Source organism: Domibacillus sp. PGB-M46 (genome assembly GCF_022668875.1).
GTDB lineage: Bacteria > Bacillota > Bacilli > Bacillales > Domibacillaceae > Domibacillus.
Genome location: NZ_JAKGCR010000018.1, coordinates 45,243 through 68,866 on the forward strand (window position 1 = coordinate 45,243; position 23,624 = coordinate 68,866).

Below are 23,624 nucleotides of genomic sequence, written 5' to 3' on the forward strand. Positions count from 1 at the left end.
AACTACAGCAAGAAACCAAGGTGAATGTTCAATGTTCGGATTATCCGACCTACTATCGTTAGTTGTTTCAGCTTTTATTATTTTGCCAGCGGTCATACTATTGCGTGAGTTAGGGTACCTCATTGTTAGTGCCCTCTTCGGAGTTCAAAATCCAAGAATTACAATCGGTTCAGGCCCTCGATTATTTAAAATCGGACTATTTGACGTCAGAAAATATTATCATCTGTACAGCTGGTTTTCTTATGACTCCTTAACTAAAGAAAATAGATGGGTTTATGTTTGTGTATACGCAGGCCCCATTTTAATAAACATCATTGCTGCCTTAACCATTAATTCGCTTTTAGCAAATGGCTATTGGCAATCATATGCCACATTTTGGGACCGGTTTATTTTTTATGCTTTTTATTATGTTTTATTTGATATGGTGCCGATGAAGACGGTCAATGGGAAACCAAACAATGGTTATATTATTTACGAAATGGTTCGTTATGGCAGAAGAATGGATTATAACCAGGAACCGCTTATCCCTGCTACAAAGGAAGTAGAAGAACAATACCAACAAAAGATGAAAAAAATTGAAGAAATAAAAAAAGAGCAGCAGCAGGATCATAGAGCAAAGTAAACAGGCGGAGTGAGCAGCAGATTTTAAGGATCAGAACAAACATAAATAAATGCTTTGACCAGGACTGGCTGCTTATTATATTTGCCTGAATAAGTATAAGGCTCATCCAGGCTTTTTCTTTATTCTCTGGTTCAAATTGAATAATCCTCCAGATTCTGACCAGTGTGTTGGCTTGCCGGCTGAAATTGCTCACTGTTGTTTTGCGGATTTGTATCCACATAAAGCAGCATGCCGCCGGTAATAACATCTGTATAATGTTTCTCTGCTTCTTCCTCACACATTCCTGTAGACAGCCCTATACGAAGCAAAGCATCACGAACAGGCTTTTCTCCTAACAGGAATGCGGCAAAGCGATCCCTCCAGGATTGAAGGCCGGCTGACTCCACATTGATATCCATCTGCCCTTTTGTCATCAGGATCTCTTCTTTATCCTTTACGATAACGTACATATTCTCTTCCTTATAGCCTTCTTCTTTTAAAGCATTGATTTTCCACAACAAATCGTCTTCATCATAATACACATATATAAATTTTTTCTCTTCCATCAGCCATATTCTCCTTAAACTTAAAATAAGGATGCCTTTTCTAAAGGCATCCTTATTTTGAACCGATCTTAAGTTGAACATGCAAAAAGCTTTTCTCATCAGGTTCCGCAGAAAGTGCGGTAAGGTCGTAAAGTCGGCTCCGGAAGACACGCATATTCCGCCTGTTCAGGGGAATGAGTATATGGCTGAGAAAGAGCCTTCACCAGCTTTTCCATCACACTGTAATCGCCCTGCCCCGCCGCTTCTAAGGCGGCTTCTACCCGATGATTCCGCGGTATCACAGCCGGATTATTGTTACGCATTACTTGCTGCGAAGCCTCTTTAGATTCCGGCTGTCTGTCCAGTCTCTCGTGCCAGCGTTTTTGCCATTCGGTAAATTCCGGTGCTTTAAACAGATCCGTATCTTCCCGCTCATCAGATGTTAGGGCACGGAACGTATTCGTATAATCTGCACGATATTTATGCATCAGGCTGAGAAGTTCTTCAATAAGCGCTTCATCCCCAGCTTCTTCATTTAGGATACCTAGTTTGGCTCTCATTCCTGCCAGCCAGTTCGAGCGGTAAATCTCAAGATAACCCGTCAGTTCTTTTTGAGCGAGGTTGACAGCTTCATCCTGGTCTTGATGCAGAAGCGGCAGGAGCGTTTCAGCGAATCGTGCCAGGTTCCAGCCACCGATCGGCGGCTGATTTTTATAGGCATAACGGCCATGAATGTCAATAGAGCTGAAGACGGTCTCTGGATCATATACGTCCATAAAAGCACAGGGGCCGTAATCAATGGTTTCTCCACTGATGGTCATATTGTCGGTATTCATAACTCCATGAATAAAACCGACCAGCTGCCATTTGGCTATTAAAGCAGCCTGACGCTTAATTAATTCACGAAGCAGTGAAAGATATCGGTCTTCATTTGCCTCAATATGAGGATAATGGCGCGCAATGGTGTAATCAGCCAGGCTGCGCAAGTCTTCCCCGGAACCCCATTGAGCCGCGAATTCAAAAGTGCCAACACGCAGGTGGCTCGCCGCTACACGGGTCATGACGGCACCTGTTAGTCCGGTTTCGCGGTTAACGATTTCACCTGTTGTTACAACAGACAGGCTGCGGGTAGTCGGAATTCCGAGCGCATACATTGCTTCGCTGATAATGTATTCACGCAGCATCGGACCCAGTGCTGCCCGGCCGTCGCCTCCGCGTGAATAAGGTGTTCGGCCTGAACCTTTAAGCTGAATGTCAAAACGGTCACCAGCAGGTGTAATCTGTTCACCAACAAGTAATGCACGGCCATCCCCCAGCATGGTGAAGTGCCCAAACTGATGACCTGCATATGCCTGCGCAATTTTTGCGCCGCCTTCAGGGACCCGATTACCGGCTAACACTTCTACCTCTTCTGCTTTTTTGAGCTCCTGTGCATCCAGTCCAAGAGAGGCAGCCAGTGAATCATTCAGAACAACAAGCTTTGGCGAACGTACAGGATTTACATCAATAGCAGAGAAAAATGCTTTTGGCAGACGAGTATAACTGTTGTCAAAGTTCCAGCCTGTTTGGGTTGATTTGTTTTCCTTTATCATCGTATCCCCTTTTCTTTTTGTGTCTTTTATTATGTGGTTTCCTTTTTCGCCCCATTTAAACAATGCACTTTATTTTATCGTGTTACAAGCATGATTAATGTTTGCTCTAATCATTTTCTTATACCCTTTGTAGCCATTGATCAAGCTTTTAAATGGTATAATGAATGGCGGTTTGGAATAAAAGCTGATTTTATAGTTTTTTGTTGGCTGATTGTTTTTGGATATTTTTTTGAATTTTGCACACAATGTATTATTAAAAATACTTTAGGCATATTATTTTGAAAACGAAAATCGTATCTAGCGAACAACACAATAAAAAAGCCAATTTTTACGAAAATTGGCTTACCACTCATACTTAGGTTAATTTTCGATATTATTTCTTTTCAATGCCTGTTCCATAGCCGTGAGGGAATGTTCATATTTCTAATTTGCTTATTTTAAATATTAATGAGTAACTTGCCCAGAATGGTTCATGATTACATTGACTGATGCCCATTTAGTTTTTACATAACATTTAAAAAACTAAAACCATACATAGAAGCAACTACAAATACAATAGTCCATAACGCTAAACTGACAGTCATCCAGCCTACGACGACGATTTTTGAAGACCCAAGTGTCAGGGCCAGTATTGCAGCAATATCGGTTCCAACAAGGATAGGTGCCAGCAGAGCTAAGCCTGGGATACCATACTTATCCCATATTTCCCTTGACCGGGTTTCTCTTTTGGTAGGGCTCATTATCCCTTTCTTTTGCTTTCTTGCTGTTCTCCACTCTGCAATTTGCTTAAAAAATAGGCCAAGCAGGGCGATTAACAGGAAATTCCCTATAAAAGCTGTTAAACCAACTCCCACAGGTGATAGCCCCCATAAAACACCGAGTGGCACAATGATGGATACATCCATCCATGGTGCTGCCCCCAGCAAAAACAAAACAACATACTGCCATATAGCATTTGCTTCTTGAGCCCACTCTAACATCGTCATTCAGCTCCTTAGCAATTCAGTTAAAAATGATTTAGCTTCCGGATCGTTAACCAATACACCAAATACTGTCCTAATCCAAGAACACCTATAGCCAGCAAAGGAGCAATGGGCCACTTAAAAAACACAAAACAAAATATAGCTGCTGCCGGCAATGCGTAAGTGTAATAGATATACACATTACGGCAGGCCTTGAACGTTACCCATTGCTGCCCTTCATCCATTTCTCGAAATTCCGGCGGGATTACTCCCCAGGAATGAATCCGATTTTGAGGGTTTTTGCGGTTATTCAGCCGGATCAAAGAAATCCATAGAAATAATAAACAGGTAAATCCCAAAAAGCTGTATCTTGCTAACCCCTGCTGTACAGAATCGGGACCTGACAATGACAAAATCAGAAATATCATAATTAGAACTAACAAGGTCATCGGGACAAACGGTGAACGCAGAATGTTTGGTAGCACGAAGTTACATCTCCTTTAAATGAAAAATTTCTTCGACCGGTACGTTAAATGCTTTAGAGATTTTCAAAGCTAAAATCACTGAAGGTGCATAATCTCCTTTTTCGATCAGGCCAATAGTCTGGCGGGTAGCTCCGATTGCATCGGCCAAGTCCTGCTGTGTCCATTTGAAACGTGCACGAAGTTCACGTACTCGGTTTTCTAACATCCCCATATTCCTTCCATCGCTATTTTATTTTAGTGTAAATGATATATAACATAATGTAAATGATCATTTGCATTATGTTATATATCATTGCTTTTCGTACAAAAAAAGAACCAACAAAATAAATTTGTCGGTTCTTTTTGTTAATCTATATTCTTTCAGGACTTTGAACGAAATCAATAGATGTGATTCCGTATTGTTCAAATGCTTCCAAGGCCTGTACTCTGCTCGCTTGCAAAGAATCATAATCTCTGTTTCCGCAATGGGTACAGTGACCATATGGCACGTTGTGAATAAACAATGTTCGTCCTTTATAGTAAAGGCAGGCAATATCCAGAGACGGCAACAAAACTCCATGATGACAATAATTACAACTCGCTAACACCCTTTGCTACCCCCATATAATAATCTCTGTATTTTAACTACTATATCATCTCTGGTTCGATCTGAAAACAACATTTTTAAAACTGGTTTTCTTATAGAAAACGGAAGAAGCATCGATATAAATTATTCATTTGCATCAGAAAAAATGCCTGCCGAAAAATGACCCATTGAACGGAACATTAAACGGAGCCACCCTGCTTTTTCTACTTCTTCTGACGTAACAAGGTTAACCGTTTGAGTCTGGGCACCTTCTACCCCGTTAATGCGGTATGTGTAGGTAACCGTTCCTGCTTTGATCCCTTCTTTAAGGGGAGCAGTTAAATCTTCATTTAAAAAGTCTGTTTCCGCAACCAAATTGGGCGCCTTTACACCTTTTGGCACCACAAAATGTATCGTTTGGTCAGGTACAACCGAAACCTCTGTTTCTTTTCCATCCAGTACGGGCGCTTTTTCTTCCTGTGCGGAACTTTTAGCGGCTACGACCTGTTGGACTTCAAAATGATCAAATCCATAATCGAGCACTTTTTTCGTTTCAGTAAAGCGGCTGCCCATTGTTTCTGCGCCCATTACCACACTGATCAGGCGCATACCGTCGCGTTCCGCTGTTCCTGCAAAACAATAACCGGCATTGGTCGTATAACCTGTTTTTAATCCATCAAGCCCTTCATAAGCATATTTCTTCAGCTCTGGATCATTTTTATTGGCTTCAAGCATCCAGTCTGAATTCACGAGAGGCTCCGCATCAGTTTCGCGGAATTGATAGGTTTGAAGAGACGTAAAGTCGCTGAATTCTGGCTGATCCTGGATAATATGCTGGACAAGCTTTGCTACATCCATTGCTGACATTTTTGTTTCTTTTTCTTCGGCCGGACGGAATGCAGCTGGCATATCAGACCGGTCCAGCCCTGTCGCATTGATATAATGGGTTTTCGTCATTCCCATCCGTTTCGCTTCTTCGTTCATCAGCTTGACGAACTCGGCTTCCGAGCCGGCTGCAAATTCAGCAAGGGCAACTGCTGCATCGTTCGCAGAATGCAGGGCCATCGCTGTGTACAGCTCTTTTACGGTGTGCTGTTCACCTTCGGCCAGGTGTACACTGGCACCAATTGTTTGATCCGCATTTGCTTTCACCGTTACGGTATCATTCCAGCTTATTTCTCCTTTTTTTACTTTGTCCATCACAATATACTCAGTCATCATTTTTGTCATGCTGGCCGGCGCATAAGCTGTATCAGCGTTTACCGATAAAAGGACTTTTCCCGTTGTCGGCTCCATAAGTACAGCTGATTTAAGATGCAGGTTCAGCGAATCAGCAGATGGAACACTGTCTGCTTTTGCAGAAGCCGTATCGTTGGTTTCTTCAGCTGCCACAGCGGAAATTTCGGCAGGAGAGGAAAACGGAGTTACTGGCAGAATCAGCATACTTGTAATGAATGTACTGGCAGTTATTTTTTTAAAGACAGCTTTTTCATTTTTTATAAATTTCATAGAGAAGCAACGACATTTTTCCAAAAAATAAACCTTCTTTCTTATTATCAACACATAAACAGTGAACGATTTTTTACACCGTTTTCTATTTTAAAATAGGAAGTAAAAATAGAAAAGAAAGAACCTATTCATTTTTTTAGAAACTTAAAAAGAAGTTGTTTTGAATTTTGCACAAAGTGAAATTTATTTTTTTACTTTAACCCTGTCTTTTAAACTTCGGGCAAAAAGAAAAGTGCAAACCATTAAAGGGTTGCACTTTTTACAAATATTTTATTTATACTACTTCAACCGGCAGGCTGTGTTTCCAAAATACACTCGACATTGCTACTTTTGCTTCTTCCTCATCGGGTCCGTGAATTTCTAGTTTAAATGATTTTGAATTTAAAATACTGTATGTCAGGCCGAGAATACTTTTAGCGTCGATTGTTTGGTTATCTGTCATAATCACAATACTTGATTTGAATTTGCTGGCTGTCTGGTTAATTTCTACAACAACCTGTGCTCTTGATTTGTCTAGTAACATGTAAGATCATCCTTTTGAAGTGTAGTCTGTTTTCAATCATACCCCGCGGCTGCTTTATGTACAATGTCATCCAACGGCTGAAATTTGAATAATAGATCATACTTTGTATTGGTACAAATTAGTATAACACGATTCACTTTTAATGGTATACGAATCAGGACTGAATGGGTGACAATCTAATGAATTTTGATTCTTTTCCGTATTTCTTGAAACCCAACAGGAAATAGCAATCACGTTAAACACCCCGCTTGTTTTGCTCAGGCAGGGTGTTTTTAGCAGTAGCGTGCTTCACTTGTTGTATACATTCAATTTCCTTTTTCTTTTTCTAGTAAGGAGAATTGAAGAAATTTAGCTAAACCTTCACAACTAGGTACATTCTAGTATATCACTTACAAATTATTCGAATAATTTGTCCAGCATGCTTTGTAAAGTAGTATTCTTTGAATCTGTTGCTGGAGCATTTTTCTTTTTCAGCTCTTCTAATGCCTGCGCCTGGCTTTTCTTAAAATCTTCTTTTAGTTTCTTGTTATTGCGTTTTTGGCGAGAATCTTTCACCAGATTTTGGAGAGATTTCTCGTTCATTTTACGCAATTGTTCAACCAGGTCTTTACCTTTCGTATCCATACCTTCTCCCCTCTCTAAACTGGTTTATCTATTAAAGAACATCTAGTTTTACAACGATTGCTACAAGAATTTGCAGCAGTGCCTGGATGTTCACAGCCAAGTCTGTGTCAGTTGTGGTCACTTTTACATGCTTAGAGCCTTCAACAACTGTTTTTTGCGTATTTTTTTGCTTTGTTTTAATGAATTGTTTAAGGTCTTGAAGCACAGATTTGCTTTGATCTGAATCGCCAACTGTGATGCTTAGGACAACAGCAATCGCTGCCTGGATACCCAGCTGAAGGGATACGGCTGCTTGTGTGTCTGTTGTCTGTACATCTACATCCTCGGAATCTTTTACGATAATCCATTCAAACGATTTTTGCTCGTTTGATACGAATTGGTCACCTTCCTGCAAAACCTCTGCACCGTTTTTACCATTGTTGTCATCACAGTGATCCAGCGCTCTCCATTTTTTCTCACTCATGTTCTTCACCTCTTTCATTTTTTACTAAACTCTCATTACAGCACATCTAGTTTTACAACTAGAGCAACAAGCAGTTGTAGAAGCGCCTGGATGTTCACAGCCAGATCTGTGTCTGTTGTTGTGATTGTGACATCTTTTGAGTTTTTAACGAAGATCTTCTGCTTGTTCGTCTGCTCAGAATCAAACTGCTGGAACAGCTCTTGGGCGACCGACTGACCTTCATCTGAATCGCCAATTGTGATGCTGACAACGAGCGCAATAGCCAGTTGCAAGCCTACTTGGAGAGATACAGCTGCCTGTGTATCAGTCGAGCGTACCTCAACGTTGCAAGAGTCTTTAATCCATACGAGTTCGTCAGACTCTTGTTCCATCACTGATTTTTGAAAGCCGTCCTGTACAACTTCTGCGTCGTCATTCCGCTCTCTCTCTTCTCGCCCTCTGTCTTCACGCGACTTGCGTTTTTGCTTCTTATCCTCGTTTTCTTCTCTTTGACTTCTTGACATATTATCAACCCTCCTTTTTCATGTTATACAGTACTGTATGATCCAATCGTTCGTGCGGTAGCGGCATATGTAACTAGTTCTAAAAAAATAAAAAAGCGCCCTATATAGTCGCTTTTAAAAGATGAATGATGACGGATACTCTTTAATAAACCGCTCTTATGGTCGTTTAACCAGCTTTTTAAAACAAAAAAACCCTTCTTAAAAATCATTAAAATTCTTTTATATTAAAGCGAAAATCTAATCTTTTAATTTAGGCATCTAACAAAGTTTCTCTTGTATGACAAGTATACAACCTGTTATAATAAATATATCTTACATAAGTTGGAGGGAATCATTCATGGCAAATGTAACGTTTAAAGGAAGCCCTATTACACTAACTGGAAATGAAGTGAAAGCAGGGGATCAAGCACCTGATTTTACTGTATTGGCAAATGATCTTTCTGAGATTTCCCTGGCTGATACAAGCGGCAAGGTACGAATTATAAGCGTAGTACCATCTATTGATACAGGCGTTTGTGATGCTCAAACACGCCGGTTTAATGAAGAAGCGGCAAACCTGGCGAACGTTGAGGTGCTGACCATTTCAGCTGACCTTCCATTTGCCCAAAGCAGATGGTGCGCAGCAGCTGGTCTTGAAAATGTTAAAACTTTGTCAGACCACCGTGATTTCTCTTTCGCTCAAAACTATGGTGTTGGCATTGAGGAACTTCGTCTGCTGACGCGTTCTGTTTTCGTATTGGATTCAAATGATAAAGTTATTTATGTAGAATATGTTCCTGAAGCGACTAATCATCCGAACTACGAAGCAGCCATCAAGGCAGCAAAATCTGCTGATTAATGGTACAAAAAAACTGGCTTGGGCAAATGCCCAAGCGGTTTTTCGTTTTAACTAAATCTTTATTTCAAAATCAGCACTTTATTGTATAAAGCTCAGCAGCCTTTGCATCAGTACAAAAAAGCAGGGTAACCGCTAAAGGCTAACCTGCTTTTTTATTTTAGAAAGAAAGATTAATATCTTTCTGTGAATTTTTATTTAAGGCCAGACCTGTTCCATTTCCTCAATTTTATTTACACGATTTTCATACCGTCTTCCCGATTCAAAAGGCGTTTTGAGCCAAATCCTCATAATATCGCGGGTCAGCCCTGGACCAATAACCCGTTCACCCATTGCCAGCATAATTGAGTTATTATGTTCCCGTGTCGCTCTGGCACTGAAGGTATCTTGTACAAGGGCACAGCGGATTCCTTTTATTTTAATAGCCGCAATACCCATGCCTATACCCGTTCCGCATACTAAAATGCCCCGCCGCCACACCCTAAGTCAATATATTTTATCTGCATTTCTTCTAGAAGAGCAGCGATCTCTTTTCGAATCGTTATTCCTCCATGGTTAGATGCAATGACGATTTTCATCTAATTCTCTCCCCATAAAATGGTTTTTTCTTAACTGGCTGTCTCATTATGTGTACTTTCGTTTCTTTCACCTTTATAGCAGGATTGGCTTTTAGAAGCCAATCCTGCTTTTGTAATCCCTTTCATTAACTATCAAAAAAACAATTCTGCCCACTGCTTTTTTCTATTCATTCGTTATCTCCATTGTTCTGGCTGCAGTTCTCACATTCGCAATTAGAATAAAGAAACGTAACTTTTTCATCCTCAAAGTGATCAATTGTGGCATTACAAGTGTGGCAAATTAAAGTTCCCATTTTATTCCCTCCTCTCATGACTTGTATACTTGTATACTATGATTACCACAATTAAAGTATAACTAAACATCAAAGACCTGTCGACTGTCTTGATAAGGCTTTCATGATGCCATGATTTTTTCTGGTAAGTTTTATTTTATTATTGACCAAAGCGATTTATCCCCTTTCTTGAGAGCAGGAAAAAGCTGTTTCACTCTCTCTTTTTAATGCCTTCTTATTCAATAATCCCATAATTATTTTGCTCTCCAAAAGGGAAAAGTATATAATAATAGTACTTGTATGACAACTAATAACCATTGAAAGAAGTGATTTTTATTAATTTCAATCCTGTATCCAGTAAAAAATTATATATTCAAATTTACAACCAAATTCTTGCGGAAATTCAGGCAGGCTCTTTTAAAGTTGGAGATAAACTTCCTTCAGAAAGAGAATTGTGCGCCCAGTTCGGCGTTAGCCGTGCACCTGTCAGACAAGCTCTTAGTGCTTTGGAAATGAATGGTATCATTTACTCCCGCCAGGGAGAAGGGGTATTTGTGAAAAGCACGCATATCACAAATGGAAATTCACAATCCCTTGAGTCAGTATCTCCAGAGGATATCGTAGAAGCGAGAATGAATATCGAGCCATTAATTATCAAGTTTGCTGCTTTAAGAGCGACAGACGAGGATATAGAGGAACTAAAACAGACGATTAAAAAAATGGAAGATGAAACGCGTTCTGGCATCTATGTTCCCGAAACGGACGAGCAACTACATATGGGCATTGCTAAAGCATCGCATAATGATTTATTTATCACGTTTATGTCTTCCATTACGAGTGCAATGAAGCAGCAGGAAATGTGGCAGTTTATTCGGGACCGGACCGTTACCCGTTCAGATTATCAAGAAGTGAACTTCCAAGAACATAAACTGCTTATTCAAGCGATCGAGGATCGCAATGAAAAAGAAGCAGTAGAGCGCATGACCACCCATATGCAAAATTTATATGACCGCTATTGGAAAAGCTGAGCTTTAATGATCTGGTTATTTGAAGTGCCTTGTTAAAAGCGCTTCTTCTTTTTATAAGAGCAAACAAAATAAAAGCGTATATCGACAGGCTTGCTGCCTGTTGATATACGCCTTTTGCTTTGCATGTTACGCTTCTTTTTGGTTTTCTAATCCCGAGCATATCGGACACATTCCATATAACACTTTAACACCTTCAGGACTATGAGCTGTATCGATCACTTCTTCACAAACCTGGCATACAGCCGTATCTTGCTTCACTTTTAACTCCTTTACCACTATTCACCGTCTCTATTCCTCTTATTTAAGAAGGCCTTTTAGAATACTGAACGTTTTCTTAAGTTAAACAGTTTCATTTTCAGTGTAAAAGCATTTTAAGCAATTGATAATCATCTTGTTTGTTTATGGATGCCTGATCGATCGTTTCAAGGTCTTTGCAGATAAGTTTGTTTTCTTTCTTTTTCTTTTGTTGTGATGTCGATAAGCCACTGCCTCTCATCTCTATTCAGCCATTTTACATCCTCTATTTTGTCATCCAGGTAGAAAAATGCAATAACACCGAGAATAAGCGCTGAAATCGCTTCTAAAATAAACAGCCATTGCCAGCCGGCCATACCAAGCCAGTTTCCTGATGCTTTCCTATATTTCTTGTATCTTCTAGAATGACTGTTTAAATGTGCTTAAAGCTATTTGTTGAGCTTCAATCAGCCTGTCACAGAAACGGTCAAATTCCTCGTCGGTCTTTTGCAGTTCCGGATGGGCTAAAATATGTTCAATCGCTTCCCTGACTCCTTCATCGAACCGTTTCGTTGCGATGAAATCTGGGACAAGTCTTTTGATTTTGCCGTTGTCAAATACAGCGCAGCCAGCCTTATCCCCGAGTAATGGCCCTTCTAGATCCGGCCGGCAGCCAACGAGGAAATCAGTCGCTACATGGATTTTTTTCACTTCCACATTAAAAACGGCCCCAATACAGTCATAAATTTTGTTCCAGGGAAGCGCCTCGTCCGATGTAATATGAACTGCTTCCCCTATAGCCCCTTGATTGGCCATCAGTCCGACAAATGCTTTAGCAAAATCGGTGTTATGCGTTAATGTCCAAAGCGACGTACCGTCACCATGAATAATGACCGGCTTTCCTTGTCGGATGCGTTCTACAACCTGCCAGCTGCCATTTTTCCCATAAAAGGCTACCGGTACCTTTTGTTCTCCATATGTATGACTCGGGCGCACGATTGTGACCGGAAACTGATTGTTGCGGTATTCCGCCATCAACACCTCTTCACAAGCGATTTTATCCTGTGAATACTCCCAGTACGGGTTGCTTAATGGTGTACTTTCACTTGTTCGATAATAAGAAAGTGGTTTTTGATAAGCGGAAGCGGAGCTAATAAAAATAAACTGCTTCGTTTTGTTTGTAAATAGCCTTATATCACGTTCAATATGCTCTGGCTTAAAAGCGATAAAGTCCGCAACTACATCGAAATGGAAATCCTTGATGAGTTCGGCAACCGCTTTTTCGTCTTGGATATCTCCTTTGATAACCGTTGCGCCTTCAGGTACTTGATCCAAACGATTCCCCCTGTTTAAAAGGTATAAGTCCCATCCTTTTTCCACGACACGCTTTGAAACGGCACTGCTGATTGTCCCGGTTCCTCCAATAAATAACGCCTTCATTTCCTCACTCCTTCTTTATAGAACAGTTTACATAGTAAATTTTAACAAAGCAGACTTTGAATGGGCAAGGCAGGCATTGGCAATCGAATTAATTCGTTTAATCCCTTCTAGCCTCTTTCTCTCAAATTGTCTGTAATCATATAAAAGTAACTGACAAGAAAAACGGGTATACTAAAGCTATCTGAATATCCTTATACCTTAAATAAGTAATCAGCTAAAAGGGGGCGTGCAGATGTATCCTTTTAAAAACAGAAAAGCCGTTCAGCGGCACAAAAAAACAGTTCGTTTTATAACCAAAACCGGTGAGGAGACCGCAGAGATGTCGAAACAAATCGCACATACACTTCGCTTATCCTCTAAAGAGCCTGTTTTTTTATGTATTGGCTCTGATCGGTCTACAGGAGATTCTTTTGGCCCTTTAGTCGGTACGATGCTAAAAGAACATCTTATTCCCTATCAGGTTTTTGGCACACTCAGCGAACCGGTACATGCCCAGAATTTAAAAATCGTTTTAAAAGAAATTCAAAAAAAGAAGCTGGATTCACTTATTTTTGCCATTGATGCCTGTTTAGGTGATCCCCATCAGATTGAATCCATTTATTTTAATGAGGGATCTTTCTGCCCGGGAAATGCTGTTCATCAAACGCTGCCGGAAGTTGGTGATTATCATCTTAAAGCAGTCGTCAATCATTTAGACCCTTTTTTTCCCGTACATTCTTTAAATAACACAAGGTTAGATACAGTGATGAGATTAGCAAAAAGAACAACATCCATTTTAATAAATGCTACTCAGCTCTCTAGCATTGAAAATGAATCGGCATCTTTTTAAACACGAACGCAAAAAAGTGCAGATCTCCAGATGGTCTACACTTTTTTCATTTACATTTATATTACTTCAACCGGCAGAGACTGTGTTTCCAGAATACATTTGCCATCGCCAATTTTGCTTTTTCTTCGCCCACTGCCGCTTTCCTAACATTCCGGGAATATTACAATAGTAGAGCATGCTGTAATTTAAAATGTTCTTATTTTGTAAATCAAGGAGGCATCCAAAATCAGAAGACTATCCAGTCCCACTATATAAATCTCTTTTACTTATATAGCTGTCCAGCCGCCGTCTACACGGATCGTTTCACCTGTAATAAAACTCGCCATGTCAGAAGCCAGGAATAGAACCGCCCCCGTGACATCATTGGGCTTCGCTAATGAACCAAGCGGTATCCGGTTCAGTACATCCTGGTGGAAGTCAGGATCCTCAAACATCGCTTTGGTGAAATCTGTTTCAATAAATGTCGGAGCTACCGCATTTACTTTGATCTGATGCTGAGCCCATTCAACCGCCAAAGCTTTTGTCAGCTGTACCGCTCCGCCTTTACTGGAGCAGTAGGCTGCACGTTTGATGTAGCCAACAAATGCCATCTGGGACACAATATTAATGATTTTGCCGGCGTGTCCCTGCTCAATCATATATTTGCCGGCCCGCTGGGTACAAAAGAAGGTGCCTTTTAAATTCGTATCGAGCACCCGGTCCCAGTCTTCTTCTGTCACTTCTAATGACGGCTTTGCAATATTAATGCCTGCATTATTCACCAACACATCAATCCGGCCGAGACGTTCATGGGCAAGGTCGATCATTTCATAAATTTGCTGGACATCCTGGATATCCCCTGTTAAATACGAACATCGAGGATTGTGCTGTTGCAGTTCCGCTGCTGCTTCTTGAAGATCCTGCTCGTTTCTGCCAGTAATGATAACGTCTGAGCCTAACTCAGCGAAGGCAAGGGCAATACTTTTGCCAATTCCCTTGCTTCCACCGACAATGACTACTTTTTTGTTTTTTAGTTCTGAAAAATAACTCATGATTTTGCCTCCTGCTGATTCATTTAGTTCAATGAATCTGGACGTGTATGTTTAACGGAGCATATCAAGCATGTGATGGTTCTTCAACAGCGCCGTGTGCTTCCTCATAAATCTTCTGGATTTCTTTTACTGTCAGCCATCTTGGATTGTTGTTCAACAGACGATCAACTTTGCTTGCTTCTTCCGCCAAAGCTGGAATATCCGAAGCTGTTACGCCCACTTCTTTCAGGCTGGAAGGAATGCCAACATCCTGGGACAGCTGGGCAAGCGCTGCAACAGCACGGTCTGCTGCTTCACGAAGCGATAATCCTTCAATATTTTCCCCTAACGCTTCTGCTACCTCCGCAAATTTTTCCAAGTCCGCCACTACATTGTACTTCATGACATACGGCAGCAGGAGCGAGTTGGCAATACCATGCGGCACTTTGAATTTACCGCCAAGTGGATATGCCAGTGCATGAACTGCCCCAACTCCCGCATTTCCAAGAGAGATCCCTGCCAGAAGGCTGCCCATTGCCATATCTTCGCGCGCTTTCGGGTCTTTTCCGTTATACACAGCTTTACGAATAGAACGTGAAATCAGCTTGATCGCCTGCAAAGCGATGCCGTCTGTTAGTTCTCCGGCACGAATGGCCGTATAAGATTCTACAGCATGCACTAACGCATCCATTCCAGTAGCCGCCGTAACCGCTGGAGGGACAGTCAATGTCAATTCAGCATCTACAATGGCTACACTTGGAAGCAGGTATGGGCTGACAATTCCTTTTTTTACTTTGTCTCGTGTATCTGTAAAAATAGCATTATACGTTACTTCCGAGCCAGTTCCGGCTGTAGTCGGTACTAGAACTGTAGGAACTCCCGGATTCTTTACTTTGTCAATGCCGACAAAATCGCGCACATCTTCTTTATTTGTTAACATGATGGAAAGCACCTTCGTAATATCAAGTGCACTGCCGCCTCCTACACCTACAAGCAGGTCATAGCCTTTTCCTTCGATTTGGGCAGCCAACTGCTCTAGATTTTCAAATGGCGGTTCCGGCACCACATCATCAACGATATCTGCTTCCAGGCCAGCCGCAGCCAGTGGTTCTGTTACTTTAGACAACAGACCTGTTTCACGGATAATTTTATCCGTTACAATAATTACTTTTGTTGCTTTTAATTTCTTAGCCTGCTCCCCTACTTCAGCAATAGAGCCTGGTCCTGTAATAAGTGTACCTGCTGTACGAAAATATGAAGTTGCCATGTTTTTTCCCCCTTAGCCCAGTTTAATTCCAATGAATTTAATTTCTGTCATATCGTCGATCGCATATTTAACGCCTTCTTTTCCAACACCACTCAGCTTTACGCCGCCATAAGGATAGTTGTCCTGGCGGTAGGTAGACGTTTCATTGATCCAAACGCCTCCTGTTTCAAGGCTTTCTGCTACACGCATCGCACGATTAATATCGCTTGTAAATACCCCTGCTTGGAGGCCAAATACGGAGTCGTTTGCCATTTCAATTACTTCTTCTTCTGTTTCAAATGAAATCACAGATACGATTGGAGCAAACGTTTCTTCGCAAACCACTTTCATATCCGGTTTCACATCAACAAGAATAGTTGGCTCAAGCAGCGTGCCTTCCCGGTTGCCGCCTGTTGCCAGCCTTGCCCCTGCTTTTACCGCTTCCTGAATCCAGCTATAGGCGCGAATTGCTTCTTTTTCACTGATCATTGGCCCGATATCTGTTGATTCGTCAGCTGGATCTCCAAGAGTTAACGCTTTAACAGCAGATACATACTGATCCAGGAACTCTTGGTAAACCCCTTTTTGCACATAAATGCGCTGCGCCGAAATACACACCTGGCCTGAGAATGCAAAAGCCCCCCGTACCAGCCCAGCAGCCGCCGCTTTGACGTCCCCATCCTCAAAAATAATGTTTGGTGAATTCGATCCCAGTTCAAGCGTTACTTTTTTCAATCCTGCTTTTTGACGAAGATTAATTCCTACAGCCGGGCTTCCTGTGAATGTAATTTTGCTGACACGTGAATCTTTTACCAGAATGTCGCCAACTTCTGATCCGTTTCCAATTACTAGGTTCAGTGCACCTTTCGGCAGTCCAGCTTCTTCAAAAAGCTTTACAAGCATGAAAGCGGAAAGCGGCGTTTTGCCTGCTGGTTTTAACACAACAGTATTTCCTGCTGCAAAAGCTGGAGCTAGTTTATGTAAAGCAAGGTTGAGCGGGAAATTAAACGGTGTAATCGCAGATACCACTCCGATTGGCAGGCGGCGCACCATGCCTATCCGATTCTCCCCTCCAACAGCTGCATCCATTGGAACGAGTTCTCCTTCGATTTTCTTCGCCTCATCCGCTGCAAAGCGAAGAACCTGTACAGCTCTCCCTACTTCTCCGCGGCCATCCCGGATCGGCTTTCCTGCTTCTAATACGAGAATGCGTGCAAATTCTTCTGTCTGCTCTTCCAGTAAACCAGCGGTTTTACGTAAAATATCAGCACGCTGGTAAGCCGGCATTTTTTTCATTGTTTCATGAAAAACACGATGAGCCGACTGGATCGCCCTTTCTGCATCTTCTGCAGATGCCAGACTCACTTTTCCTACTACTTCACCGTTAAATGGGCTAATGACATTAGCCGTTTTCCCTTCCGCTCGACTGATAGGATCTCCTTCGATTAAGGATGTTACATGCATCATTTCAGTTTTAATCATTTAAAACGGCCTCCTTTTTGGATACTTCATCAATAATCGCTTTTACGCTTATTTCAGGGCTGGTTAAGATTGGCTTTGGTTTTGCTTTTAATGTTTTCAATGCTCTAGCCATAGAAAATTGGGCAAAAAGAATAACGTCGCATTCTAACGCCAACTCTTCCGCTTTCTGATGAATCAACTGATCGTGCTTAGTTTGATTCCGCTTCTGGAGAGCTTCGAAAGCTTCAGGAATAATAACCGTTTTAATAGAAACCTCTTTTCCATGCTTTGCAGCAATTCCTTCTAAAAGTCCTGTAGTGGTCGGTCCCGCCGCTGCCACTGTAGCAATCACACCGATCCGGCTTCCAATCTCTACGGCTCTCTCCAACATACTCAAATCCGCACTTAACATGGGAACTTCAAATAGATGGCTGATTTGAGCTACTGCCGGCGTAAAAGATGAGCAGGTCAGCAATATGCCGTCTACTCCATAATCGACTGCTTTCTGGGCTAGATTCAGCAGCCGCCTGACCATATCTTTCGTTACTGTATTCGTTTCATTTAATTCGAAAATCAAACTTTCATCCATAAAGTTCACAATCGTGACATCGGGCGCATGCTCGCGAAAAGCTTCCAAAATCGGCTGTACGGAATTCATGGTTGCGTGTATCAGACCAATTTGGTATTCCTTCTCCTGCATCTCTACTCCCTCCCTCCCTTGAATTCGCTTACAAAGATGATAAAAAATTTTTAAAAAGTTTACTTACTTGCTGTACGATAAATATATTATAGTTAGATTAATTAATAAAATATTTATTTTTTATAAAGAATCATAGATTTTTTCGATGATAAGGCGGGAAATAGGATGGGAACAAAAGACTGGATTATTTTACAAATGGTTTACAATGAAAAAAATATTACCAAAGCAGCGGAACGGCTGTATATGGCACAGCCAACCTTAACTTATCGGCTCCAGCAGATTGAGAAAGAATTTAATATTAAACTTTTTTATCGTGGGAGAAAAGGTGTTGATTTTACGGAAGAAGGAGAATTATTGGTTAAGCATGCTGCCGCTATGTTAAAGGAAGAACAGAAAATAGAGGAACAGCTTCAGAATAAAGGCGGTGAAGTAAAAGGAACTTTGCGGTTAAGTGTATCCAGGACCTTCGCTTTTTACCGCCTGCCTCAGCTGCTTAAAGCCTTTCATGAAAAATTTCCTCAAGTTGAGTTTCATGTGACAACAGGCGTTAATCACGATGTGATTCAAACGGTTTATAAACAGGAAGCACATATCGGGATTGTAAGAGGAAATCATACATGGCCAAACAAAAGCATTACGATCTCAGAAGAGCATATTTGTGTTCTCTCTTCTCAAAAAATCGCTTTAGAAGAGCTTCCTTCTATGAGAAGAGTTGTTTACCAAACAGATCCGGCATTAAATATGGTGATTGAAAATTGGTGGAAGGCTCATTTTTCTAAACCGCCTATCAATCATATGGATGTTGATAATGTAGAAATAGCCAAAAGAATGGTGCTGAATGGGTTTGGCTACTGTATCGCACCCAGTATTGTATTAGAGGAACACGACCTTTTGCAAAAAGTTGTTTTAATGGACCAAAACGATTCTCCTGTTATTTGGAAAACACGTATGTTATACCGTGAGGAGTTAACAGAACTGGCCTTAGTAAAGGAGTTTGTTGATTTTGTCCAAATGTATGGTTTAATGACTTCCGAAGAAAAATAAAAAAATTGCTAGTTAATTAAACCACTCATTCTAAATAAAACCTTTATTATTCACTACTTTTATTCCTTTTTCTATTGGGCACAGAAAAGCTCCTGATCAGTGCCAGGAGCTTTTCTGTCATTCATTCACGCATACAGGTACATTATGCTGATGAAATACATAGGTCATCGCTTTTTTCGCTTCATCTTCATCCGGCCCATGAATTTCAAGTTCAAAGGTTTTGGAGCCTAGAATAGAATACGTCAGCCCAAGAATACTCTTTGCATCAAAACTTTTACGATCAGTTTTAATGACAATGCTGGATTGGAATTCTTGTGCTGTTTTATTAATTGCCACAACAAATTCGGCAAATGTATTGCTTATTTCCATGCTTTCTCCTCCTTCAAATAGTCATTTTCACATCAATAATTGCAGTCGAACAGATTACTTGCTTTATTTCACAGTTAGCGTGGATGTATGGTTTATTAATTGCCGGATGACTTTTTGCATAATGCCCCCGTGCCGGTAATATTCGACATCTACAATATTGTCCAGCCGCACAAATACATTAAATTCAAAAGCTTTTCCGTTTTCGCCTATTGCTTTAATTCTAATCTTTTGCCCGGGCTGAATCTCGTCTGATAAGCCGATTGTTTGAAAGATTTCTGTTCCTTCAATCCCTAAAGATTCCACGTTTTCCCCGTTCTCAAACTGAAGAGGAAGCACACCCATTCCAACCAGGTTGCTGCGGTGAATACGTTCAAAACTTTCGGCAATCACCGCTTTAACACCGAGCAGTGCTGTACCTTTCGCCGCCCAGTCACGGGAACTGCCTGTGCCGTATTCTTTTCCGGCGACAATAAACAGTGGCGTATGATCTTTTTTGTATTTTAGCGACGCCTCATACATCGACATGACTTCCCCGCTCGGCAAGTATTTCGTTACGCCCCCTTCTGAGCCGGGAACCAGGTAGTTGCGGATTCGATGATTAGCCAGCGCTCCCCGAATCATGACTTGGTGATTGCCGCGCCGTGAAGGATAAGAATTCAAATCTCTCGGCTTCACACCACGGCTTTTTAAATATAAACCGGCCGTACTGTTAGCTGGCACTACGCCAGACGGCGACAGATGATCTGTTGTGACCGAGTGCCCTAATACGGCTATCGCACGGGCATGCTGGAAATCAGCGATATTTCCTGGCTCGGCAGTCAGGTCTTTTAAGAATGGCGGCTCCTGCACGTAGGTTGAAGATTCCTCCCAGTCAAAAAGCGGCCCTTCCGGAATCTCTAATCCGTTCCATCTTTCATTGGCTTTGAGTATATTTTGATACCTCATTTGAAACAGCTCGGGCCGCAGGGCATCCCCAAGCCATTTTTGTGTATCCGCTAAAGACGGCCAAATATCACGCAGATACACAGGCTGATTGCTGGAGTCATGCCCAATAGGCTCTGTTGCAAAGTCAATATCAACGGTACCAGCCAGTGCATAAGCAACAACTAAAGGTGGTGAAGCCAGATAATTGGCTTTGATCTCAGGATGAACACGGCCTTCAAAATTACGGTTTCCTGACAGAACGCCTGCTACCGTCAAGTCGTGCTGGCTGATCGCTTCGCTTACTTCAGCAGGAAGCGGCCCTGAGTTGCCGATGCAGGTGGCACATCCATACCCGGCAATGTGAAAGCCCAGTTTTTCTAAATATGGAAGCAGCCCTGATTCCTGAAGATAATCGGTGACTACACGTGATCCTGGCGTTAAGGAACTTTTTACAAAAGCAGGCTTAGACAATCCCTTCTCAACTGCCCTTTTCGCAAGCAGCCCTGCCATCATAAGCACGGTTGGATTGGACGTATTGGTGCAGCTTGTAATAGCTGCCAGCACGACGGAGCCATTTTCTATAACGGACGTTTCCCCGCTTTCATGCGTAACCGGAACTTCTTTTTTCAGCGCTTCCCCGGTAACACCATAGCCGCCCTCGGTTACTGGCTTGCGGATGATTTCCCGGTACTTTTCTTTCATGTCTGTTAAGCTGATCCGGTCCTGCGGCCGTTTCGGTCCAGCTAAAGAAGGGACAACAGTCGATAAATCCAGCTCAATCACTTCAGGATAATCCGGATCTTCGCTGTCTTTTTCCATAAACATGCCCTGAGCTTTGTAATACGCTTCAACAAGATTGACCTGCTCCTCCTCGCGGCCGATCAGCCGCAGGTAATGAATCGTCTGCTCGTCTACGGGGAAAAAGCCCATTGTAGCTCCGTATTCTGGCGCCATATTCGCAACAGTGGCGCGGTCAGCTACGCTCATAGAACGCACGCCGTCACCAAAAAACTCTACAAACTTTCCAACCACGCCTTTTTGACGAAGAATGTTTGTAATGGTTAGAGCAAGATCTGTGGATGTTGTTCCTTCTGGAAGTGATCCGGTCAGCCGGAAGCCGACCACTTCCGGTATGGCAAAATACAAAGGCTGTCCAAGCATCGCTGCTTCCGCTTCTATACCGCCTACTCCCCATGCCACAATCCCAAGGCCATTTATCATGGTCGTGTGAGAGTCTGTTCCAACAAGTGAATCAGGATAAATAACGGTCTGCCCCTCTTCACTCTTTTTGGCCGTAACAGTGGACAAATACTCCATGTTAATTTGGTGCATGATGCCGGAAGAAGGCGGGATAATGTTCACGTTCTCAAATGCCTGCTGTGCCCAGCGCAGGAAACGAAACCGCTCACCATTGCGCTCCATGTTCACTTTCTCATTGAGCTCTAGTGCATCTGGCCGGGCAAAATAATCAACGGTTACCGAATGATCCACGACTAGATCAACTGGAATCAAAGGATTGACAGCCGAAACATTTCCCCCTGAGCGCTTCATCGTTTCACGCATAGCGGCTAAATCCACAATGGCCGGAAGCCCTGTTGTATCATGCAATAAGATACGTACAGGTTTAAAAGGAACTTCTTCATTCGGTTCTCTTTCCACTGTCCAGTCCGCCAGCTTCCGGATATGCTCTTCCGTTATGGAGGTTCCATCGAATGTACGGATGGCCGCTTCCAGCAGTACCTTGATGGAATAAGGGAGTCTTGCTATATGCTGAAACTTTTGATTGTCTAATTGATGAATGGGATAATACTTGTATTCGTTTTCATTTACTTTCAGGCTGACTGGCTCGATATATCCTTTTTTCTCCATGCCGTTTCCCCTTTTCTGTTCTAAATAGAAATTAGCTTATCTCTATCATACTGAATCGTTTCTTTTCGAAAAAATAGCATTTTTTCATAGTTAAACATGAACGATTTCCATCTTTCTTCTTTAGAAACCATAAAGGGTATGATATGTTTTAGAAAAAGGAGGACACATATGGACGATCGGGACTGGTTAATTTTACATACACTTTTTCATGAAAAAAGCATTACGAAAGCAGGACAAACCCTTTTTATCGCCCAGCCAACCTTGACGAAACGGCTGAAGCAGATTGAAACGGAATTTGGGGTTAAAATTGTAAACCGGGGCATTAAAGGCGTACAGTTTACGCCTGAAGGAGAATATTTAGCAAAACGTGCTGAAGAACTTTTAGGTACATTTCGTGAAATTAAAGAAGAAGTTGATAATTTTAACCATATTGTGGCCGGCACACTTCGGATTGGTGTTTCAAACTTTATCAGCAAATACAAACTCCCTGGCTGGTTAAAACAATTTAAGGAACAGTATCCGGACGTTGAATTTCAAATTGAAACCGCCTATAGCAGGCAGATCTACCAGCTTGCTTACAATCATGATATCCATATTGGCTTTATCCGCGGCGAATACAACTGGCCCGGCCACAAAGAGCAGCTGTTTGAAGAAAATCTATGTGTGTTTTCCAATGAGCCGGTCACACTCGAAGATCTGCCTCATCTGGCCAGGATTGATTATCAAACGGACCAGCTTTATAAACATATGACAGATAATTGGTGGGCTGAGCACTACTCACACCCGCCTTCAATTGGCATCACGGTAGACCGGGCTGATACATGCAAGGAAATGGTGTTAAATGGTTTAGGTTATGCCATACTGCCTTCTTTATTTTTTAATGAAACGGATCCTATTTACAAAATTCCGCTTCACACCAAAGACGGACAGGCACTGACACAAAAAACGTGGATGGTGTATCATCCAGAAGCTGAAGAATTAAACGTCGTAAAAGCATTTGCTGATTTTATTAAGCAGCATGTCACTTATTAAGAACTAAAAAAAACAGGCCAGAAAAACTGGCCTGTTCAGACTGTAGACAAAAGGGACTCGGAATGCCCCCATTCCAAGTCCCTTTTCAAATTTCAATGAGGTTTTCTCAAAAATTAACTGCAAAATAAGCAGGAATTGTGCATATCGCCGAGTGCCTATTTTTAGGCTGCTGCTAGACCTTTCCATGTCCAGCAGGCCAGCTTCTTCAAATTCATGGCAGCAAAAGTCAGCATCGCCTGCATGGACAATTTTTTAAGTTCCCTCAGGGTTGTCCATCGCATGCCATGCTTTTCCTTCGCGTCGGCAAAGACACGCTCGATGGGCTCCTTCTTTTTCACTATTTAATTTGTATTCAATAAGGATGGATAAAGCTTTTATGAA

26 protein-coding genes and 3 pseudogenes are annotated in these 23,624 nt (G+C 41.8%); 6 read left to right on the top strand and 23 right to left on the bottom strand.

Features of this window, described 5'->3' with window-relative positions; translation table 11 throughout:
* Positions 1 to 31 precede the first annotated feature (31 nt).
* Positions 32 to 622 (top strand): zinc metalloprotease, encoded by a 591-nt coding sequence (locus L2D08_RS17285; RefSeq protein ID WP_242235596.1) that lies wholly within the window; start codon positions 32 to 34, stop codon positions 620 to 622.
* A gap of 131 nt (positions 623 to 753) precedes the next feature.
* Here L2D08_RS17285 and L2D08_RS17290 read toward each other — a convergent pair whose 3' ends face one another.
* The 11 genes from L2D08_RS17290 to L2D08_RS17335 form a co-directional block, all read right to left on the bottom strand.
* Positions 754 to 1,167: a YflT domain-containing protein gene (locus L2D08_RS17290; protein WP_242235598.1), complete on the bottom strand. Its 414-nt coding sequence runs from the start codon at positions 1,165 to 1,167 to the stop codon at positions 754 to 756.
* A 98-nt stretch (positions 1,168 to 1,265) separates the two neighbouring features.
* On the bottom strand, positions 1,266 to 2,738 hold the full coding sequence (locus L2D08_RS17295) for a protein adenylyltransferase SelO (RefSeq protein WP_242235600.1): 1,473 nt from the start codon (positions 2,736 to 2,738) through the stop codon (positions 1,266 to 1,268).
* 503 nt (positions 2,739 to 3,241) lie between these two features.
* Positions 3,242 to 3,718 carry a small multi-drug export protein gene (locus L2D08_RS17300; protein ID WP_242235602.1) on the bottom strand — a complete coding sequence of 159 codons (477 nt, stop codon included), beginning with the start codon at positions 3,716 to 3,718 and terminating at the stop codon, positions 3,242 to 3,244.
* A 26-nt stretch (positions 3,719 to 3,744) separates the two neighbouring features.
* Positions 3,745 to 4,185, bottom strand: coding sequence for a hypothetical protein (locus L2D08_RS17305; protein WP_242235604.1), 441 nt, complete (start codon positions 4,183 to 4,185; stop codon positions 3,745 to 3,747).
* A 4-nt stretch (positions 4,186 to 4,189) separates the two neighbouring features.
* The gene (locus L2D08_RS17310; protein ID WP_242235605.1) at positions 4,190 to 4,390 is read right to left on the bottom strand and encodes a helix-turn-helix transcriptional regulator; all 201 of its coding nucleotides are present in this window, start codon (positions 4,388 to 4,390) and stop codon (positions 4,190 to 4,192) included.
* A gap of 145 nt (positions 4,391 to 4,535) precedes the next feature.
* Positions 4,536 to 4,772 carry a YgiT-type zinc finger protein gene (locus L2D08_RS24545; protein ID WP_369335180.1) on the bottom strand — a complete coding sequence of 79 codons (237 nt, stop codon included), beginning with the start codon at positions 4,770 to 4,772 and terminating at the stop codon, positions 4,536 to 4,538.
* A 122-nt stretch (positions 4,773 to 4,894) separates the two neighbouring features.
* Positions 4,895 to 6,259 (bottom strand): D-alanyl-D-alanine carboxypeptidase family protein, encoded by a 1,365-nt coding sequence (locus tag L2D08_RS17315; RefSeq protein WP_375337611.1) that lies wholly within the window; start codon positions 6,257 to 6,259, stop codon positions 4,895 to 4,897.
* Positions 6,260 to 6,533: 274 nt separating this feature from the next.
* Complete coding sequence (locus tag L2D08_RS17320) at positions 6,534 to 6,782, bottom strand: HPr family phosphocarrier protein (protein WP_242235609.1); 249 nt, start codon at positions 6,780 to 6,782, stop codon at positions 6,534 to 6,536.
* A gap of 396 nt (positions 6,783 to 7,178) precedes the next feature.
* A complete protein-coding gene (locus tag L2D08_RS17325; RefSeq protein ID WP_242235611.1) occupies positions 7,179 to 7,406 on the bottom strand; it encodes a hypothetical protein in 228 nt (75 codons plus the stop codon).
* Positions 7,407 to 7,437: 31 nt separating this feature from the next.
* Entirely contained in the window at positions 7,438 to 7,869 is a 432-nt protein-coding gene (locus tag L2D08_RS17330; protein WP_242235614.1) for a spore coat protein, read from the bottom strand.
* A 35-nt stretch (positions 7,870 to 7,904) separates the two neighbouring features.
* Positions 7,905 to 8,372, bottom strand: coding sequence for a spore coat protein (locus L2D08_RS17335; protein WP_242235615.1), 468 nt, complete (start codon positions 8,370 to 8,372; stop codon positions 7,905 to 7,907).
* Positions 8,373 to 8,709: 337 nt separating this feature from the next.
* Here L2D08_RS17335 and tpx point away from each other — a divergent pair, with 337 nt between their 5' ends.
* Entirely contained in the window at positions 8,710 to 9,210 is a 501-nt protein-coding gene (tpx, locus tag L2D08_RS17340; RefSeq protein WP_242235617.1) for a thiol peroxidase, read from the top strand.
* A gap of 195 nt (positions 9,211 to 9,405) precedes the next feature.
* Here the strand turns inward: tpx and L2D08_RS17345 are convergent.
* Together L2D08_RS17345 and L2D08_RS17350 are read right to left on the bottom strand one after the other, a co-directional pair.
* A pseudogene (locus tag L2D08_RS17345) lies at positions 9,406 to 9,785 on the bottom strand (RpiB/LacA/LacB family sugar-phosphate isomerase).
* A gap of 167 nt (positions 9,786 to 9,952) precedes the next feature.
* A complete protein-coding gene (locus tag L2D08_RS17350) occupies positions 9,953 to 10,078 on the bottom strand; it encodes a GapA-binding peptide SR1P (RefSeq protein ID WP_242235619.1) in 126 nt (41 codons plus the stop codon).
* Positions 10,079 to 10,383: 305 nt separating this feature from the next.
* Between L2D08_RS17350 and L2D08_RS17355 the strand changes: the two genes are divergently transcribed.
* Entirely contained in the window at positions 10,384 to 11,085 is a 702-nt protein-coding gene (locus tag L2D08_RS17355) for a FadR/GntR family transcriptional regulator (RefSeq protein WP_242235659.1), read from the top strand.
* 126 nt (positions 11,086 to 11,211) lie between these two features.
* On the opposite strand, the gene L2D08_RS17360 is transcribed toward L2D08_RS17355, so the two are convergent.
* From L2D08_RS17360 to L2D08_RS17370, 3 genes and pseudogenes are all read right to left on the bottom strand, one after another.
* A complete protein-coding gene (locus L2D08_RS17360; protein WP_242235621.1) occupies positions 11,212 to 11,343 on the bottom strand; it encodes a GapA-binding peptide SR1P in 132 nt (43 codons plus the stop codon).
* 185 nt (positions 11,344 to 11,528) lie between these two features.
* A pseudogene (locus L2D08_RS17365) lies at positions 11,529 to 11,708 on the bottom strand (MFS transporter); the annotation flags it as partial.
* 31 nt (positions 11,709 to 11,739) lie between these two features.
* Complete coding sequence (locus L2D08_RS17370; protein ID WP_242235622.1) at positions 11,740 to 12,759, bottom strand: SDR family oxidoreductase; 1,020 nt, start codon at positions 12,757 to 12,759, stop codon at positions 11,740 to 11,742.
* A 319-nt stretch (positions 12,760 to 13,078) separates the two neighbouring features.
* Between L2D08_RS17370 and yyaC the strand changes: the two genes are divergently transcribed.
* A complete protein-coding gene (yyaC, locus tag L2D08_RS17375) occupies positions 13,079 to 13,588 on the top strand; it encodes a spore protease YyaC (protein WP_242235624.1) in 510 nt (169 codons plus the stop codon).
* 266 nt (positions 13,589 to 13,854) lie between these two features.
* Here the strand turns inward: yyaC and L2D08_RS17380 are convergent, their stop codons facing one another.
* From L2D08_RS17380 to L2D08_RS17395, 4 genes are all read right to left on the bottom strand, one after another.
* A complete protein-coding gene (locus L2D08_RS17380; RefSeq protein WP_242235626.1) occupies positions 13,855 to 14,619 on the bottom strand; it encodes an SDR family NAD(P)-dependent oxidoreductase in 765 nt (254 codons plus the stop codon).
* Between the two features lie 64 nt (positions 14,620 to 14,683).
* Complete coding sequence (locus L2D08_RS17385) at positions 14,684 to 15,865, bottom strand: iron-containing alcohol dehydrogenase (protein WP_242235628.1); 1,182 nt, start codon at positions 15,863 to 15,865, stop codon at positions 14,684 to 14,686.
* Between the two features lie 12 nt (positions 15,866 to 15,877).
* Positions 15,878 to 17,326 carry an aldehyde dehydrogenase family protein gene (locus L2D08_RS17390; RefSeq protein WP_242235630.1) on the bottom strand — a complete coding sequence of 483 codons (1,449 nt, stop codon included), beginning with the start codon at positions 17,324 to 17,326 and terminating at the stop codon, positions 15,878 to 15,880.
* A complete protein-coding gene (locus tag L2D08_RS17395; RefSeq protein WP_242235631.1) occupies positions 17,319 to 18,005 on the bottom strand; it encodes an aspartate/glutamate racemase family protein in 687 nt (228 codons plus the stop codon). Before L2D08_RS17395 ends, L2D08_RS17390 begins: the two co-directional genes overlap by 8 nt.
* A gap of 165 nt (positions 18,006 to 18,170) precedes the next feature.
* Here L2D08_RS17395 and L2D08_RS17400 point away from each other — a divergent pair, with 165 nt between their 5' ends.
* Positions 18,171 to 19,049 carry a LysR family transcriptional regulator gene (locus L2D08_RS17400; RefSeq protein ID WP_242235633.1) on the top strand — a complete coding sequence of 293 codons (879 nt, stop codon included), beginning with the start codon at positions 18,171 to 18,173 and terminating at the stop codon, positions 19,047 to 19,049.
* A gap of 117 nt (positions 19,050 to 19,166) precedes the next feature.
* Here the strand turns inward: L2D08_RS17400 and L2D08_RS17405 are convergent, their stop codons facing one another.
* Together L2D08_RS17405 and acnA are read right to left on the bottom strand one after the other, a co-directional pair.
* Entirely contained in the window at positions 19,167 to 19,418 is a 252-nt protein-coding gene (locus tag L2D08_RS17405) for an HPr family phosphocarrier protein (protein ID WP_255822013.1), read from the bottom strand.
* Positions 19,419 to 19,481: 63 nt separating this feature from the next.
* Entirely contained in the window at positions 19,482 to 22,211 is a 2,730-nt protein-coding gene (gene acnA / locus L2D08_RS17410; protein WP_242235635.1) for an aconitate hydratase AcnA, read from the bottom strand.
* 168 nt (positions 22,212 to 22,379) lie between these two features.
* Here acnA and L2D08_RS17415 point away from each other — a divergent pair, with 168 nt between their 5' ends.
* Positions 22,380 to 23,243 (top strand): LysR family transcriptional regulator, encoded by an 864-nt coding sequence (locus L2D08_RS17415; RefSeq protein ID WP_242235637.1) that lies wholly within the window; start codon positions 22,380 to 22,382, stop codon positions 23,241 to 23,243.
* Between the two features lie 161 nt (positions 23,244 to 23,404).
* On the opposite strand, the pseudogene L2D08_RS17420 reads toward L2D08_RS17415, so the two are convergent.
* Positions 23,405 to 23,578: pseudogene (locus L2D08_RS17420) on the bottom strand (transposase); the annotation flags it as partial.
* Positions 23,579 to 23,624 lie beyond the last annotated feature (46 nt).

Bases quoted from the DNA above. Each gene is read 5' to 3' on its own strand.
- L2D08_RS17285 (WP_242235596.1), top strand. From the start codon at position 32: ATGTTCGGATTATCCGACCTACTATCGTTAGTTGTTTCAGCTTTTATT.
- L2D08_RS17290 (WP_242235598.1), bottom strand. From the start codon at position 1,167: ATGGAAGAGAAAAAATTTATATATGTGTATTATGATGAAGACGATTTG.
- L2D08_RS17295 (WP_242235600.1), bottom strand. From the start codon at position 2,738: ATGATAAAGGAAAACAAATCAACCCAAACAGGCTGGAACTTTGACAAC.
- L2D08_RS17300 (WP_242235602.1), bottom strand. From the start codon at position 3,718: ATGTTAGAGTGGGCTCAAGAAGCAAATGCTATATGGCAGTATGTTGTT.
- L2D08_RS17310 (WP_242235605.1), bottom strand. From the start codon at position 4,390: ATGTTAGAAAACCGAGTACGTGAACTTCGTGCACGTTTCAAATGGACA.
- L2D08_RS17315 (WP_375337611.1), bottom strand. From the start codon at position 6,259: ATGAAATTTATAAAAAATGAAAAAGCTGTCTTTAAAAAAATAACTGCC.
- L2D08_RS17320 (WP_242235609.1), bottom strand. From the start codon at position 6,782: ATGTTACTAGACAAATCAAGAGCACAGGTTGTTGTAGAAATTAACCAG.
- L2D08_RS17325 (WP_242235611.1), bottom strand. From the start codon at position 7,406: ATGGATACGAAAGGTAAAGACCTGGTTGAACAATTGCGTAAAATGAAC.
- L2D08_RS17330 (WP_242235614.1), bottom strand. From the start codon at position 7,869: ATGAGTGAGAAAAAATGGAGAGCGCTGGATCACTGTGATGACAACAAT.
- L2D08_RS17335 (WP_242235615.1), bottom strand. From the start codon at position 8,372: ATGTCAAGAAGTCAAAGAGAAGAAAACGAGGATAAGAAGCAAAAACGC.
- tpx (WP_242235617.1), top strand. From the start codon at position 8,710: ATGGCAAATGTAACGTTTAAAGGAAGCCCTATTACACTAACTGGAAAT.
- L2D08_RS17350 (WP_242235619.1), bottom strand. From the start codon at position 10,078: ATGGGAACTTTAATTTGCCACACTTGTAATGCCACAATTGATCACTTT.
- L2D08_RS17370 (WP_242235622.1), bottom strand. From the start codon at position 12,759: ATGAAGGCGTTATTTATTGGAGGAACCGGGACAATCAGCAGTGCCGTT.
- yyaC (WP_242235624.1), top strand. From the start codon at position 13,079: ATGTCGAAACAAATCGCACATACACTTCGCTTATCCTCTAAAGAGCCT.
- L2D08_RS17380 (WP_242235626.1), bottom strand. From the start codon at position 14,619: ATGAGTTATTTTTCAGAACTAAAAAACAAAAAAGTAGTCATTGTCGGT.
- L2D08_RS17385 (WP_242235628.1), bottom strand. From the start codon at position 15,865: ATGGCAACTTCATATTTTCGTACAGCAGGTACACTTATTACAGGACCA.
- L2D08_RS17390 (WP_242235630.1), bottom strand. From the start codon at position 17,326: ATGATTAAAACTGAAATGATGCATGTAACATCCTTAATCGAAGGAGAT.
- L2D08_RS17395 (WP_242235631.1), bottom strand. From the start codon at position 18,005: ATGCAGGAGAAGGAATACCAAATTGGTCTGATACACGCAACCATGAAT.
- L2D08_RS17400 (WP_242235633.1), top strand. From the start codon at position 18,171: ATGGGAACAAAAGACTGGATTATTTTACAAATGGTTTACAATGAAAAA.
- L2D08_RS17405 (WP_255822013.1), bottom strand. From the start codon at position 19,418: ATGGAAATAAGCAATACATTTGCCGAATTTGTTGTGGCAATTAATAAA.
- acnA (WP_242235635.1), bottom strand. From the start codon at position 22,211: ATGGAGAAAAAAGGATATATCGAGCCAGTCAGCCTGAAAGTAAATGAA.
- L2D08_RS17415 (WP_242235637.1), top strand. From the start codon at position 22,380: ATGGACGATCGGGACTGGTTAATTTTACATACACTTTTTCATGAAAAA.